This is a genomic window from Planktothrix mougeotii LEGE 06226, from assembly GCF_015207485.1.
Classification (GTDB): Bacteria; Cyanobacteriota; Cyanobacteriia; order Cyanobacteriales; family Microcoleaceae; genus Planktothrix.
The window spans coordinates 1-14,630 of sequence record NZ_JADEWU010000112.1; the positions used below are offsets into that span (position 1 = coordinate 1).

The following is a 14,630-nucleotide window of genomic DNA, read 5'->3' on the forward strand; positions in this document are numbered from 1 at the left end:
AATCGGCAAATACAACAATTTTTGTCGGTTCCCAATCCAATATTCACGGGGAATAAATTCCCCTGAGTCGTGTTTCCTCTCAGGTCTGAAGACGCTGAGTTTCCACACTCCCATCCTACTTTTATGACTAAACCATTGAAATCCTTAAGCTACGCTGTTTTTGGGGCGATCGCATCAACGGTGTTTGCCTCGACGGTGAAAGCAGAACCGATGTTTAATGATTATCCCACCACCTATCAACCCTTTGCGGAAGATTTTATGCGCGCCGCCTCCAGAACTTCTGGAGATGTGTTTAAGAACAAATCCTTGCTGGGTCAGATGTCTACTTATTTGGGGATTAGTTTCCCTTGGCCTAATGGTATCAATGGTTTCCCTGAAACCGTCATGACTAATGATGCCAGACTCGTGAATCAAGTCTATCGGGAAGCTATGTTGCGCCAAGTCAGCAATGATCCGATTATTCGGACTCCCGATCTGATCAATCCCTATAACACTTCAATTCTCACCCAACCGTCCTATACTGATCTCAACCTTCAAACCCCACCTGTAGAGACGCGCCATGGCACGTCTCTACCAACACAACGTCGCTAAGGTGGAGACGCGCCTGGGGGTCGCTATGCTGTAAGGCTATTGGTGCCTCCCTCTACCAGACGTGCCGGACATTCAACCTTGGGTGCTTCCCTCCACCCTTCAAAGAGTACACCCTATATCCGTGTCGCGGTCAGTGCCCGGACGGGGGGTTCGTCTTTGGTTGTTTGTTCGGGTTCGTCGGAGTCGTCAATATAAATATCAGCCCCATTGACAATAGCCCCCAATAGTCGCGGACGATATTTTTTGGTTTCTCCATCCTCGGTATCCATTAACTTATCCGTCACTTCCCCCAACAACCCCGAACTTGTATAAATAGGACGAGCGACCATCACCATACCATCGGTGTAAGGCTCCAAAGTTAAAACGTCATTACTACTATTAAAACAAGGACTATCAATGACTACATAATCAAATCGATGGCGCACTTCTTCCAAAACCCGTCGAAATTCACTGGATTCGAGAATCGTTGAAGGTTGACGTACTGGCCCTGGACTGGGAATCACTGACAAGTTACTGACATTGGGAACAAGATGAATACAACGATATAAGTCTCCATAATATTGTAAGGGTTCAACGGAACTTTGAGGATCAAGGGCTAATCCTAGGGAGTTTGAACTTTTAGAAACGGAGCGGAAGTCGGCTTCAATTAATAAGGTGCGTTTACCACTCCGAGCGGATGCGATCGCTAAATTATAAGCAGTTAATGTTTTTCCTTCGCAACTTCCGACGCTGGTAATTAAAATAACCTTGGGAGATTTATTCCCTACTTGTTGTAGGTTACTGCGAATTTTTTCATAAAATTCCAGATAAGCAGAATGAGGTTTCAATAGTAACGGTAAACGATCTTCTTCTGAATATAAAAACACCGTTGGAACCACACCTAAAAGGGGAACCTCACGCTCCTTAAATGCTCCCTGAATCTCTTCCCAAGTATAGAATTTTCCACTGAGCATTCCTAGGACAAAAATAATCACTGCACCCCCTAGAACACCGCCAAGTCCGCCCATTGCTAAAATTAAGGCCATACTCGTCCCTTTGGGGGTTTCCACGTCGGGAGCTTCTGCTTCTTTGGCGATCGCTAAACTACTGGTTGTTTCGGCTTCAGCTGCTTGAGCATCTACTAATTTAGCTTGCATTTGATCATACAACGCTTTTTTATAAGCCACCTGCTGTTCTAGCCGTTGTTTTTCCATTTGTTTATTGGGAATTGTAGCATAATTTTGCTTTAAATCTTCTCCAGTTTTAATAGTGGCTTTTAATTGTTGTTCTAGGGTTTCTTTTTGTGTTTTAAGGGCTATCAAGTTTTGAGCGAGTTGTTGACGGGTGGGGTCGAGGGAGGAGTCAACCCGAATTTGATCAACTTGTCGCAAAGGCGCTGCTATTCCATCACCTCCTAACACTTCAGCCGCCCGTTCTTGTAACTGTTGTTCGGCGGCTTCCTGACGTTTTATCAAGTCCGCTACCACTGGATGTTGATCTCGATAATCTTTGCGTAAAACGGCTAATTGAGATTCAATTTCATACAATTGAACCCGGAGTTGAGCAATTATTGGATCGGCGGCTAAGGCTTGGGAAACAAAGGCTTGATCAACGTTTAAACCGAGTTGAGATTCTACACTAGCAAGTTGAGCGTTCAGGGCTTCTAATTGTAATTTAATATCCTTTTGCTGCTGTTCATTGGTTAAAATAGCTCCAGGTAAAGAGCCACTTTCTAAGGTTAAAATTGTCGCGCCTTCACGCTTATCATAATTTTCTAGTTCTTTTTCTGCTTTTCTGAGTTCCGCCTCAGACGGTTTTAATCGGTCTTGAATTGCTGTAATAATACTATTTAATTGTTGGGTATTAATAATCCGGCTTTGTTCGTGGATCTTTTCCATCAGGGTATTAACAAACTTCACGGCTCGTTCTCGCTGATAATCTTGAAAAGAAACTGTAATTTTCATCGGAGTTCCTGGACTATCTTTCCCTCCTGGAGCGGCTGGCTCTAGTTTAATGGCTAAATTTTTTTTCAAGTCATTGGGGGAAATATTAAACTCCTTGAGAAGGGGTTCTACTACAGTCCTGGGAAGCAACATTTCCGAAGTTAATTGTTGTCCTTGTTGTTGAATAATTTCACCCGTCTTAGAAAAAATCACGGGACTACTTTGACCCATCATTAAACCCGTAGCTTTATAAGGAGGAGTGGGAGGAGTTTCCATTAACATTGCAGCGGCTCCTGATATTCCTAGCGCCACAACAAAGGTGGCAAAGCCTGCTAATTTATAACGTTCAAAGGCGATTAAATATCGTTTAATAATGGGTAAAGTCATAATCAGTTATCAGTTATCAGTTATCAGTTATCAGTTGTAGGGGCGGGGTTCCCCCGCCCGTACTCAGTTGACAGTTGACAGTGATCAGTTAACAGTGATCAGTTATCAGTCAATTTCGTAATTCATAATTAATTAAGATTTTTCCTACCTGTTCCCTGTTCCCCGTTCCCTCTTCAAGTAGAGACTATTTTCTGGTGCTATTACCACCACTAGAACCAGAGGGACTAAACAAATTTTCTACCCCCGATTGTAACTGTTGGAAAAATAGAAGAAATCCCAGAATATCGCGGAAAGGTTGTGTGAAATTAGTTAAAATATAACTCACCCGCGCTACTAAGTTACGATTGACAACAATCACGTCATTATCTTGTAACAAAACGTTATCGGTTGCATCACCCGCTAATACGTTTTTACCATTTAACAGTTGTCTTGTAGGTTTTCCGGTTTGGGGATCATAACGAATTAAGGCAATTTCCTGTAAGTCTGCTAAATTCAAGGGAACGGAATTCAAGGCGTCAATAAAACTGCTCCCATTGGGTAACACCACTGCGCCCACTGCATTAATGGGATAACTCAAAATCCTCACCTGAATTTGAGGGCTGGCTAAGGTTGAAGTCGCTATCAAACGTTGATCGTAACCTTCCTTCTCATCGGGTTTAAGTTTGGGAATGATAATCACATCACCATTTTGTAAGGACACATTCGGTAAGGCGGTTGCTTCCTTAATGGGAGTATACAAATCCACAATATCTTCGACTAAACGACCATCAACGGTGATTCGACAAATCAACACGGACCGTAAATCCGATGTAATTCTCGCTCCCCCGGAAGCTTGAAGCGCCGTCGCCAGTTGTCCACCTCCGGGGGGAAGTTGATAAAATCCCGGTCGAGTCACATCGCCAACAATAGTGACGTTGACGGCTGTTGGGGCTGCGGCTAAACTATAGGTTTCTAATATATTTCGGGTTGGCCCTTGATAAGCTCGAACTTCTTGGGAGGGGACGATAATCACATCGCCATCTTCGAGTAACACGTCTGCTGGTCTTACCCCCAATAACAACGGGGTCAGCAAGTCCACTTCAGTTTCCACAACCTGACCGTTAGCTAAAGCACGACGAATCTTAACCATCCGCAAATCCGCCGCCGTTGTTGTTCCCTGGGCGGTCGTTAAAGCAACCGGGAGTTCTGGACTAGCCAATGGATAAAACCCCGGTCTAGCGACTTCCCCGGTGATGGTGACTCGTACAGGACGCTGAGTTAATAAGGAAAGATTGACTTGGGGATTTTTTACATAGGAATTTAAACGATTGACGAGGGTTGACTGCACTTGTTCTAGGGTAGCATCCTGAACTCGAATCGCCCCAATTAAAGGTAATAGAATCGCACCATCCGGGGTAACGGTTGTGGTGGAAACACTTAAATCGTTAGACCGTTGACCATTAATAAACACATCAATATACAATTGATCTCCTGGCCCTAGACGATAATTTGCGCCTCGGTTTTCGCTCAAACGCTTGAAAAAGCTATTATCAATGGGCGGTGGAATAGCCCCAGAGCGATCTAAAATTGGATTTCCGGCTTGTTCAAACAGTTGGATGAGTTGGGGCCAGGTAGGCTGGGGAAAAACTGGCGGTCGTAGTTGTCCCCCTGGATAAGGTTGGCTGGGTATTTCCTGGGGAAGTACGCATTTTTCTGGAAGGGTAACGGTTTGGGCTAAAACTTGTTGTTGGACTGGAAATCCCCACAATAACGTCATAAAAGAGATGACCCAACTCGTGGAGTACAGACTAGAGAGAAACACCGAAGCCGACGTTTTATGGTGATTCATATGCGGAGTGCATCAAGAGTGCGTCAAGAGTGCGGGGTGTACAGACGCGCCATGGCGCGTCTGTACTGCGGTATTAACTGATGACTGATGACTGATAACCGATGACTGAAAAGAAGCTTGTACACTTTCACCCAAACTTGTCGCCACTGGCCAAACGTCTTGGATGTTACCGAGGGGTTTAATCGGTATCAAAAGACAAACGGCTACCCAGGAAGCTCGATTTTGACTGAGTTGCGCCCAACGATCTACCCAAAACCAACGACTCGGCGCTGGATGTCCACCGTTGGGCCAAGCGTACCACTGAGCTACCGCATAGGTTTGAGTCGCAGTCCAAGCTTTAAAAAATTTGACTTCAACTTCAACGGGATCTAAGTCCTCAGAATTGGATTTTACCGAAAAGCGATAGCGTTGTTCTTCATCGGTTTTCCACCCTAGAAATCCAGTTAAATCCATCCATTCCACTTGAGGTTGATCCTTATAATAATTTTGGGTTAATAACAACACAATTGCTGTTTGCTCATCCCGTTTTACCTCCTGTTTTAACCACTGTTGATTTCCAATTTGGATCGACTCAATTTTAACGGTTTGCCATCCTGAAAGGGCCAAACCTTCTTTTCTAATGGTTTGCAGTTGGGGCAGACTTTTGAGTTGAGGCATATCAATCCATGACCATTTCTGGTTAACATAACCCGGAAGTGCGCTGCCAATTAGCAATGCTGTCATTACAATCACAATCAGAACTTTAGATAGTCGCATAATCAGTTATCAGTTAACAGTTATCAGTTAACAGTTATCAGTTAACAGTTATCAGTTGACAGTTGACAGTTAACAGTGATCAGTCATCAGTCATCAGTCATCAGTCATCAGTTAAGAACTAAGAGTTAAGAATTAATAGCTAACAGTTAAGGAATTAGCCAATTCTTGCACTGATAACTGGTAGAGACGTGCCTGGGCGAAGCCATGCCGTAAGGCTATTGGCACGTCTCTACTGATCACTGAACACTGATAACCGATTAATTAATACTACTAATAAACCTAGCATACAGGCTGAATATAAATCTCCACCCCACCCTTCATGGAGCCAGGAGAATAACCCATCTTGGGACGTTCCATGAAATAGGGTTAACAAAGTATTCCGAATAATATTAGCAATAACGCTAATTAAAGCTGCACTCAATAAGAAAAAAATACTGAGATTTCTGGATGCTAAAAGTCCCGTCCAATACAGTAACATTAACCCCACATAAAGGCTAGTAAACAACATCTTTAACCCCGCACAATGGGGAGCAACCTCCACAACTTGACCATTAACAAACAGATAAATCTGTTCCACCCTCACATCTAAATTAAACTGCGTGAGAATAAAACCAGCAACATGAGCAATAAACTTCTGCAAAGGTAAGGCTAAAGGTTCGATTAAAAAAGGTAAATGACTAGGCGTTGCTAACAACACAAAAACTAATGCAATTCCCTGTAATTTTAAACCCGGTATTCCTTTAAATTGCAGGCAAAGTCCTGCTAACATCAAAGGAAAGGAAAGATTAACTAAGTCGGCTAAACCACTCCCATAAAAAAGACTGGCCAGCAAGATGAGCATCATTCCTAAAGGATGGCTAGTATTCGGTAACTGTTTCCACTGATGCCGTTTTGTCCATACAATATAAGCGGCAAAGGGCAAACCAATTAAACCATGACTAAAATATTCATGCTCAATCCCAATATTCTTATTAAGCCAGCCATCATACCAATGAATTAAAAGCGGTGCATACAACAACACCATCAAAACAACAATAACCCAATCTAACAGAGATTGTTCAATAGCGATAGTCAGTTTACGGTTGAAGTGCATAATCAGTAATCAGTTATCAGTTAACAGTGTACAGACGCGCCATGGCGCGTCTGTACCAGTTTTTAACCTGGAGTTTATGGCTTATAGTTTTCAGTCAAAAATCATTGACTGCTAACTCTTCACTGATAACTGATTACTGATAACTGATAACTGATTACTGTGAGCACGTGATTAATTTGGTTTGTGGTTAACCCTGGATACATCGGTAAAGATAAAATTTGTTGACTCAGTTTTTCAGTTTGGGGGAAATCTCCTTCCTTGTAGCCTAAATTTTGATAAGCGGGTTGGAGATGGCAAGGAATGGGATAATGGATGCCAACTTGTATTCCCTGTTCAGTCAGTTTGTTTTGCAAAGTATCGCGATTAATGGCACAATCTTCCGTTACGCGAATCACATAAAGATGATAAACATGACCATCTGCACCTTGATTTTCAATCGGAATAATCCCTTTTTCTCGGAGTAACAAAAGAGACGCATCATACTTTTCCGCAGCAAAATTGCGATCGCGATTCCAACTATTTAAATGGGGTAACTTGACTTTTAAAATCGCAGCTTGTATCGTATCAAGACGGCTATTCGTTCCTCGTTCAGTGTGGAGATATTTTTGCGGAGCCCCATAATTCCGTAAACTCCGCAGATTTCGAGCAACGGTTTCATTTTGCGTCACCACCATTCCGCCATCCCCAAACCCCCCTAAATTTTTACTGGGATAAAAACTAAAAGCAGCCGCCAACCCCACACTTCCCGCACAATAACTTTCCCGCTCTGCTAAATGGGCTTGGGCTGCATCTTCAAAAATAATTAAATTATGGGATGCGGCAAAAGCAAACAGTTGATGGGGAGAAACCATCTGACCATAGAGATGAACTGGAATAATTGCCTTAGTTTTTGAAGTCACAAATTTATCGGCTTGATTGAGATCAATTAAAGCCGTATGGGGTTCACAATCGACTAATATGGGAGTGGCCCCTGCGTGTAAGACTCCTATCAATGTGGCAATAAAGGTATTGGCCGGAACTAGAACTTCATCCCCCGGTTGAATTCCGCAGGCTTGTAAACCTAGAGCGATCGCATCTGTTCCACAGGCGACTCCCACCCCATACTGAACCCCACAAGCCTGAGCAAAAGCAATTTCAAATTCTGCCACATCGTGACCTAAAACAAAGTCCCCCTTATCTATTACAGCCTGGATCGCCGCTTGAATTTCAGGTTTCAAGGGATCGTGAATAAAACTCAAATCCACAAAGGGAACAGAAGTTAGGGTGCTAGTCATACATCAATCATGAGCATATATGGGCAACACCAGCTTGACACTCCTCAGCCTGAAGGCGTGAGGATTCTTGGTTCGTCGAAACCACTTCATCAAAGTACCTTGCAGTGCCTTGATCAGAGGTGGGATTCTCCCCAAGCGTAAATTCGGGTATGCCCTACCCTATTCGCATTACAGCGAGTTCTTTTTTAATTGAAACAATGATATTAGTTTCAAAAACTGGTTGTCTAGCTCCCACGAATCTTTTACCCACTGCTGGGGAGAAGCTAAAACTATGCAGTAGAACCCTATAGATTCAATTGTCAAGGTTCAGTATTTACCGTTAGGCAACTAGGTTTTTATACAGGTTTATTACCTTTCCTGTTATCGTTATGGTAACAGTATCGGATCTTAATTGACAACCCAATAAAAAGCCTAACTAGAAGTTAGGGGGTTTAAACCCAATTTCTTGATAATTTAGGGTTCTGGCTGTTGGCCGTTGATTGTTACAGAGCAAGGACACTCCCCTTCATCCTCCCTTCCCCTTGTCCCCTTATCCCCTCATCTATGATTCAACAGTCAGAAGGAATAGGAATTTATCTGAACAAATCTGTCAAGAGGATGGTAACAAAACTTAATTAAATAAGCAATAATCTGTTACATTCGATGTCTCTTGTCAGCAAATCTAACGGATATTTAATTATGTTTTCTCGATTCATTCCTACACCTCCTCCCTTAACCGCAAAATCTCGCGTTTATGACCTCAAAACCCGTCTGGATTGGGGTGAACCCGCTTTAACGATTATTGATGTCCGCGACTTAAATAGCTTCAATCATTGCCATATTCAAGGTGCAATTCATACGCCCTTTGAGAATCTTGCTGAACAGATTTTATCACATTTAGAACTAAATCGTGATATTTACATTTATGGTGAAAGCGATGAACAAACGGCTGAAGCAGCTACGAAACTGCGTGAAGTTGGATTTAAAAAAGTAGCTGAGATCATCGGAGGTTTAGCCGCATGGCAAGCTGTTGGTTATCCGGTAGAAGCGATTAGTGCCGTTGTTTAATGATCCTGAAAAAATCAGTTTATTGCTGGGCTTTAATCCTCTAAATCTGGGGACTAAAGCCCAACAACAAATTGATTTAAGCTAACAATAATTATATCTTTATTTATTTATTTTCTGATTGTTTAAATCTTGAAATTTTTAACTGCGGGGTATTATTGGAGAGATGTCGCTCCCAGAGGGCAAAACTTTAGGCTGAGTTGTTGTGGTAAAATCTAGCATAGAACCCACAAAATCGGAACTATAAGGGTCTGGTTAGCTTAAGTTGTGTTGCAAGGGGTTAGAAAGCGACTAACCCAGTTCGTCCGGTGTTAAGCCAACCCCCAAGGCCCTTCCTCGGTTACAGTCAATATCGATAACAAGGGAAACTAGGAAAACTATGCCGCAATTGAATCTGATCGATCCCAATGGTAACGGGAATCTTAGCTCTATTTCTTCTTCCGTTGCCAACGGTCACACCCCTTCCCAACAGCAGCGTGATCATCGGGATCAATCCTCAGACCATAAGGCAGTTCAAGTCATTCAACCACTCGAACTCGATTTAGATGCTGTGAATCAGCAATTGGCTGATGCGGATGCCCTTACGATTGTTAAGTGGGCGGCCGAAGCCTTTGGGGAGGGTTTGGTCATGAGTACCAGCTTTGGAATTCAAGCGGCTGTGATGCTGCATCTGGTGACTCGTGTTGTTCCTAATATTCCGGTTATTTGGGTTGATACCGGTTATTTACCGACAGAAACTTATATTTTTGCTGAAGAGTTAACACAACGCCTCAACCTGAATTTAAAAGTTTATCAATCTCCCATCAGTCCAGCCCGAATGGAAGCCTTACAGGGGAGATTATGGGAAAAAAATGATGTTGAAGCCTTAAATTATTACGATAAAATTCGTAAAGTTGAACCGATGCAACGAGCTTTAAAGGAATTAAAAGCAACGGCTTGGTTAGCCGGATTACGGGCAGATCAAACCAGTCATCGGAAAACCTTAAATCGAGTCGCTCAACAATCGGGACGTTACAAAGTTCATCCGATTCTGTCCTGGAATTCTAGGGATATTTATCAATATTTAACTACCTACAATTTACCTTACCATCCCTATTTTGATCTCGGATATACCACCGTTGGAGATTGGCATTCCAGTCGTCCGTTAATGGCAACGGATGAAAATGAACGGGATACTCGTTTCCGAGGTTTGAAGCAAGAATGTGGTTTACATTTACCCCAAACCGAAGAAGAAGCAAAAAGTTTGGATTCCAGTTATTTATAATATCAAGTCTTTTCCCCCTATCCCCCGGAATTAATGCTGGGGGATTTTTTTACTCTTCTTTTTTGATTAAAGATAGACTCTCTACTAATAACTAATAACTAATAACTAATAACTAATAACTAATAACTAATAACTAATAACTAATAACTAATAACTAATAACTGATAACTGATAACTGATAACTGATAACTGATAACTGATAACTGATAACTGAAATTAGCCTGTATTTCGCATTCCCGCCGCAATTCCGTTAATGGTTAATAGTGCTCCTCGGAGTAATTCTCCTTTGCTATAACGGGAATGAACGACACCGGAAGCGACGGATTTTCCATGTTGACGTAACCGTTTTAATAAGGCAACTTGCAATAAACCTAAAGGAATAATAGTGGCATTGCGTAACTGCACGGAACGTTGTAAGACGGGATCATCATCTAAAAGTCGTTGGTGTCCTGTAATTTGTTGAACTAATTGCGTTGTCAGATGGTATTCCTCTGCAATTTGTTGGAATAAAATCTCAAACCGTTCTTTATCATCAGCATGACTTAACTCCCGGACATAGTGATGGGCAATTTCGATGTCAACCTTGGCTAAGGTCATTTCCACTTTAGAAATCATCACTTTAAAAAACGGCCATTTCACATAGAAATACCGCAACAGTTTAAGATTTTCTTGGGGTTCTTCGTGAATAAATTCCTGTAAAGCCGTTCCCACCCCATACCAAGAGGGTAATAAAAAGCGGCTTTGTGTCCAACTAAACACCCAAGGAATAGCCCGTAAACCCGAAATATCTTTCTTTTTATCGCCACTGCGGCGGGCGGGACGGGAACTAATTTGTAGTTGGCTAATTTCTTGAATGGGGGTGACTTGATGAAAAAATTCCACTAAATCAGGTTGTTCATAAATTAACCCCCGATAGTGGCTGCGAGAGCGGGTTGCCAACTCTTCCATAATTTGATTCCAAGGATCAATTTCATCAAAGCCGTTATGGAGCAAACTAGCTTGAATTGCCGCCGTTGTCACACTTTCCAAATTAAATAAAGCCAACTGAGAGAGGGAATATTTGGACGCGAGAACTTCCCCCTGTTCGGTAATTTTAATCCGCCCGTTAATACTTTTACCCGGTTGGGCTAAAACCGCTTTATAAGCTGGGCCACCACCTCGACCGACAGAGCCCCCCCGTCCGTGAAAGATGCGAAGACCGACTTTATAAGATTCAGAAACCTTTTGTAAGGCTTTTTGGGCTTTATGAATTTCCCAGTTACTACTTAAAAAACCTGAGTCTTTATTACTATCGGAATAGCCTAACATAATCTCTTGTAAAGATTGGTCAGGATCATTCTGCACCAGTTGATATTTTTCATAACCTCCCCCTAACATCGCCCGATATAACGGTAACTCAAACAAAGTCGTCATCACACGGGGGGCGCGTTTGAGGTCTTCTACCGTTTCAAACAAGGGCACCACCATCACATTTCCTATCCCCGTCGCCGGGTCATACAGTCCCGCTTCTTTTGCTAATAGCAACACTTCCAGTAAATCACTGGCTTCATTGCTCATACTAATAATATAGGTTTGGCAAATTTGGGGTCCAAACTCCTGCTGTAACTCCCGCATGACTCTAAAGGTGTTGATAGTTTCGCAGGTTTTTTCAGAAAAGGGTAATTCCGCCGGAATTAAAGGGCGGCGAGTTTGGAGTTCGGAGGCTAACCAATGACATCGTTCTGCTTCGCAAAGATCGTTGTAAGATTGGGGTAACAATTGCAGATAACTAATAATTTCGTTGAGAGCACTGGAATGAACAGAAGATTCCTGACGCATATCCAGCCGAGCTAAACTAAATCCAAACACCTCCACCTGACAGATGAGATTTTCTAATTCTTGACAGGTCATCCCCGTTTCTTCCAAGTTGCGTTGAATCAGTTTTAATTCCCCTAAGAAATCTTCATCGGAGCGGTACAATTTACTGGCTTCATGGTCAGGAATTAAACGTTCTCGAATGCGAGACAACTCAGCATTGTTGTACATTTGCCAATTGCGATCGCGAGTATTTTCTAATCGTTTTTGAACATAAGATAGTTTTAAACGATAGGGTTCTTGACGATAGCGAATTGCCGTTTGATCATAGATGTCCGGTAATTGACCTTGATCTCGATCTAAAGATTCCAATAATTCAGGAAGAACATCACTCCAATGTAACGATAAACTGAGTACCCGACTGAGGCGTTTAACGGCTTCAATATATTTTTCTAGGACAACATGACGTTGATAACAAGCTGTTTTCCAGGTGACTTCCGGTGTTACCGATGGGTTTCCATCTCGGTCTGCACCCACCCATGACCCAAATTTACAGAAGTCATATTTAGGTAATTTCAGATAGGGGAAAGAAACGTGCAGAGCGTGTTTTAAACGCTTATAGAGTTGGGGAATGATATCAAATATAACTTCCTGGAAATAGTGTAGGGAATAGTCTACCTCATCGAGAACCGTTGGTTTAAATTGATGAAGTTCGTCTGTTCGCCACCATAACCGAATTTCTTCGGTTAATTTTTCATGGAGTTCTTCTGTCCATTCCGAGAAAATGGAAGATTCTCCTAATTCTTCATTTCTTAATCCGTCAAAGCTTTCATCAACTTGATCTAATTGTTCTAAAATAGTGGCAATCCGACGCTGTTTGGTGCGGATGGTATGGCGAACAATTTCCGTGGGGTGCGCCGTAAACACCATACGAACATCAAGTTGATCTAATAACCGTTGGATTTTTTGAGCGGGAACATTCAACTGTCGCAGCATGGGAAACAGAGAATGGAATGTTGCTAACTCCCGATCTTGTTCGGTGTAGTTGGTGACATTAGCTCCGGGAATTGGGCTTTCTTCTTCATCGGAAAACCGTTGATTCCGAGATTCAAAAGTAGACATTGATTTAACCGGGGAAATCGCTAGTTTTCCTTTCCCTTTTCCCTGGGAATAAGCTAGTTGTTGTTCCCGTTGTTCATAATGTTGCTCAACAATATTGATCAGTTGAAAATATAATGCAAACCCTCGCGCAGCGCGAATAGCTTGGTTAATATCAAGCTGTTCAATTAATTTCAGGACGTCTGATCCTTGAAACTCTGCGGCTTGTCCTTCGGGTGAAGTCATAGATGCCAACTGATGGAGCAAGTCCACCAGTTGTTGACCGCATTCTTGGCGGAGAACGGACTCCCAGACATCTTCGATAATTTTAAGACGATTCCGCAAAAACAAATCCGACGTGGTAGTGGGTGGGTTTGATGAAACGACCGTGTTTGGAACCTGTTCGGAGGATTGGAGCAGTGAACTCATAATGGTCTGTTTGGTGTGTGGCAAGAATATCCAATTTATTGTATGGCTTAATTTCTCCCAAAACACGGAATATTACAGTCAAATCCATGACCCTTTAAGGTAAATTTAATCATTTCTTGACATCAACAGGGGGTTGAGGGCTATTCAACAGCTAAGTATAGAGTAGGGAGCCAGAAGTACAGGATTTCTCTTTCCTCGACCGTTGGGGGGTTTATTCCTCTGATGGGGGAAAATGGAGAACAGGAAGGCGAGTGCCTCGGAAAATTTCTTCACTATTAGAACTGAGATTGAGTAGCATCTCATGGAGAGCTTTTGTTCCTAATACCGTGATTAATAGGGGGGAGGTGGCTAAACTTAATAACCAGTTTTGAGGAACAGTAATGCTGGACGCACTTTTAGGCATGGGTTGATCTGTTTGGGGGGATTGCTTGGTGTATCTTGATTCCAAACCTTTGGCGAATTATGTCAAAATTGTAGTCGAAACAAGACGGTTTGGCAAGGGCAGGGAGTCGTGTTGAAAGTCAACAAAACCGTTTCAACGGTGGAGGGTTTAGCTTTAACCCAATGGGCAGAACAAGCGATTGGACTTGCGGATGTGCAGGTTCAAATCCGTTTGCGGGGCAATCATTTACATATTTTGTGTGAATCTGTTGTTAGTCCTGATGAAAAAATTGTAACATCTCACCTTTCACAAACTTTAACCCACACTAAGTTAACGGCTTTACTTCCCCCCAATCAACCCATCTATAAAATCTTTTTATCGGGGCGGAGTATTGGTGCCAAACGACCGGATTGGACCGTTAAACTCGAATACACAGAATTACAATTTCAGGCGTCTGGCAATTTGAGTGAAAGCGTCCCTGTAGAAGAACATCCACAGCCTGTTCCTGAGCCGGGACACAACCCCTTAGAAAAAATTACCCGCTTTTTCAGACGCCCTAAACTAGAGGAAACACTGCCCCCTTCAACGATTCACCCCTTTCCTCAACCGGAACCTGAACCCGAACCTGAACCAATACCGGAACCCGATTTAGAAATTCAACCCTGTGAGCAATATCCGACTGAACCAGAAACCTTACCTTTTTCCTTACTTGCAGATGATGGTCTTGCCTTCAGTGCAATATCTGGGGAGTTGGAAGTTGGGGAAGAG

General features: G+C 42.6%; 10 protein-coding genes and 1 pseudogene. 4 read left to right on the forward strand and 7 right to left on the reverse strand.

Going from position 1 to position 14,630, the window contains the following annotated elements:
* Nucleotides 1-123: 123 nt before the first annotated feature.
* On the forward strand, nt 124-591 hold the full coding sequence (locus IQ236_RS25830; protein ID WP_193871933.1) for a hypothetical protein: 468 nt from the start codon (nt 124-126) through the stop codon (nt 589-591).
* A gap of 113 nt (nt 592-704) precedes the next feature.
* Here IQ236_RS25830 and IQ236_RS25835 read toward each other — a convergent pair whose 3' ends face one another.
* The 5 genes from IQ236_RS25835 to IQ236_RS25855 form a co-directional block, all read right to left on the reverse strand.
* Nucleotides 705-2,900: a GumC family protein gene (locus IQ236_RS25835; RefSeq protein ID WP_193871934.1), complete on the reverse strand. Its 2,196-nt coding sequence runs from the start codon at nt 2,898-2,900 to the stop codon at nt 705-707.
* A 184-nt stretch (nt 2,901-3,084) separates the two neighbouring features.
* Nucleotides 3,085-4,656: a polysaccharide biosynthesis/export family protein gene (locus IQ236_RS25840; protein ID WP_228041869.1), complete on the reverse strand. Its 1,572-nt coding sequence runs from the start codon at nt 4,654-4,656 to the stop codon at nt 3,085-3,087.
* An 84-nt stretch (nt 4,657-4,740) separates the two neighbouring features.
* Nucleotides 4,741-5,484 carry a cyanoexosortase B system-associated protein gene (locus tag IQ236_RS25845; protein WP_193871936.1) on the reverse strand — a complete coding sequence of 248 codons (744 nt, stop codon included), beginning with the start codon at nt 5,482-5,484 and terminating at the stop codon, nt 4,741-4,743.
* A 229-nt stretch (nt 5,485-5,713) separates the two neighbouring features.
* Nucleotides 5,714-6,577 carry a cyanoexosortase B gene (gene crtB, locus IQ236_RS25850; protein WP_193871937.1) on the reverse strand — a complete coding sequence of 288 codons (864 nt, stop codon included), beginning with the start codon at nt 6,575-6,577 and terminating at the stop codon, nt 5,714-5,716.
* 119 nt (nt 6,578-6,696) lie between these two features.
* The gene (locus IQ236_RS25855) at nt 6,697-7,851 is read right to left on the reverse strand and encodes a DegT/DnrJ/EryC1/StrS family aminotransferase (RefSeq protein ID WP_193871938.1); all 1,155 of its coding nucleotides are present in this window, start codon (nt 7,849-7,851) and stop codon (nt 6,697-6,699) included.
* A 678-nt stretch (nt 7,852-8,529) separates the two neighbouring features.
* On the opposite strand from IQ236_RS25855, the gene IQ236_RS25860 reads away from it, so the two are divergent.
* The gene (locus IQ236_RS25860) at nt 8,530-8,898 is read left to right on the forward strand and encodes a rhodanese-like domain-containing protein (RefSeq protein ID WP_072717591.1); all 369 of its coding nucleotides are present in this window, start codon (nt 8,530-8,532) and stop codon (nt 8,896-8,898) included.
* A gap of 376 nt (nt 8,899-9,274) precedes the next feature.
* Nucleotides 9,275-10,159 carry a phosphoadenosine phosphosulfate reductase gene (gene cysH / locus IQ236_RS25865; RefSeq protein ID WP_193871939.1) on the forward strand — a complete coding sequence of 295 codons (885 nt, stop codon included), beginning with the start codon at nt 9,275-9,277 and terminating at the stop codon, nt 10,157-10,159.
* A gap of 216 nt (nt 10,160-10,375) precedes the next feature.
* Here cysH and ppc read toward each other — a convergent pair whose 3' ends face one another.
* Both ppc and IQ236_RS25875 read right to left on the reverse strand, forming a co-directional pair.
* Nucleotides 10,376-13,480, reverse strand: coding sequence for a phosphoenolpyruvate carboxylase (gene ppc / locus IQ236_RS25870; RefSeq protein ID WP_193871940.1), 3,105 nt, complete (start codon nt 13,478-13,480; stop codon nt 10,376-10,378).
* A 211-nt stretch (nt 13,481-13,691) separates the two neighbouring features.
* The gene (locus IQ236_RS25875) at nt 13,692-13,883 is read right to left on the reverse strand and encodes a hypothetical protein (RefSeq protein ID WP_193871941.1); all 192 of its coding nucleotides are present in this window, start codon (nt 13,881-13,883) and stop codon (nt 13,692-13,694) included.
* A gap of 108 nt (nt 13,884-13,991) precedes the next feature.
* On the opposite strand from IQ236_RS25875, the pseudogene IQ236_RS25880 reads away from it, so the two are divergent.
* Nucleotides 13,992-14,630: pseudogene (locus IQ236_RS25880) on the forward strand (hypothetical protein); the annotation flags it as partial.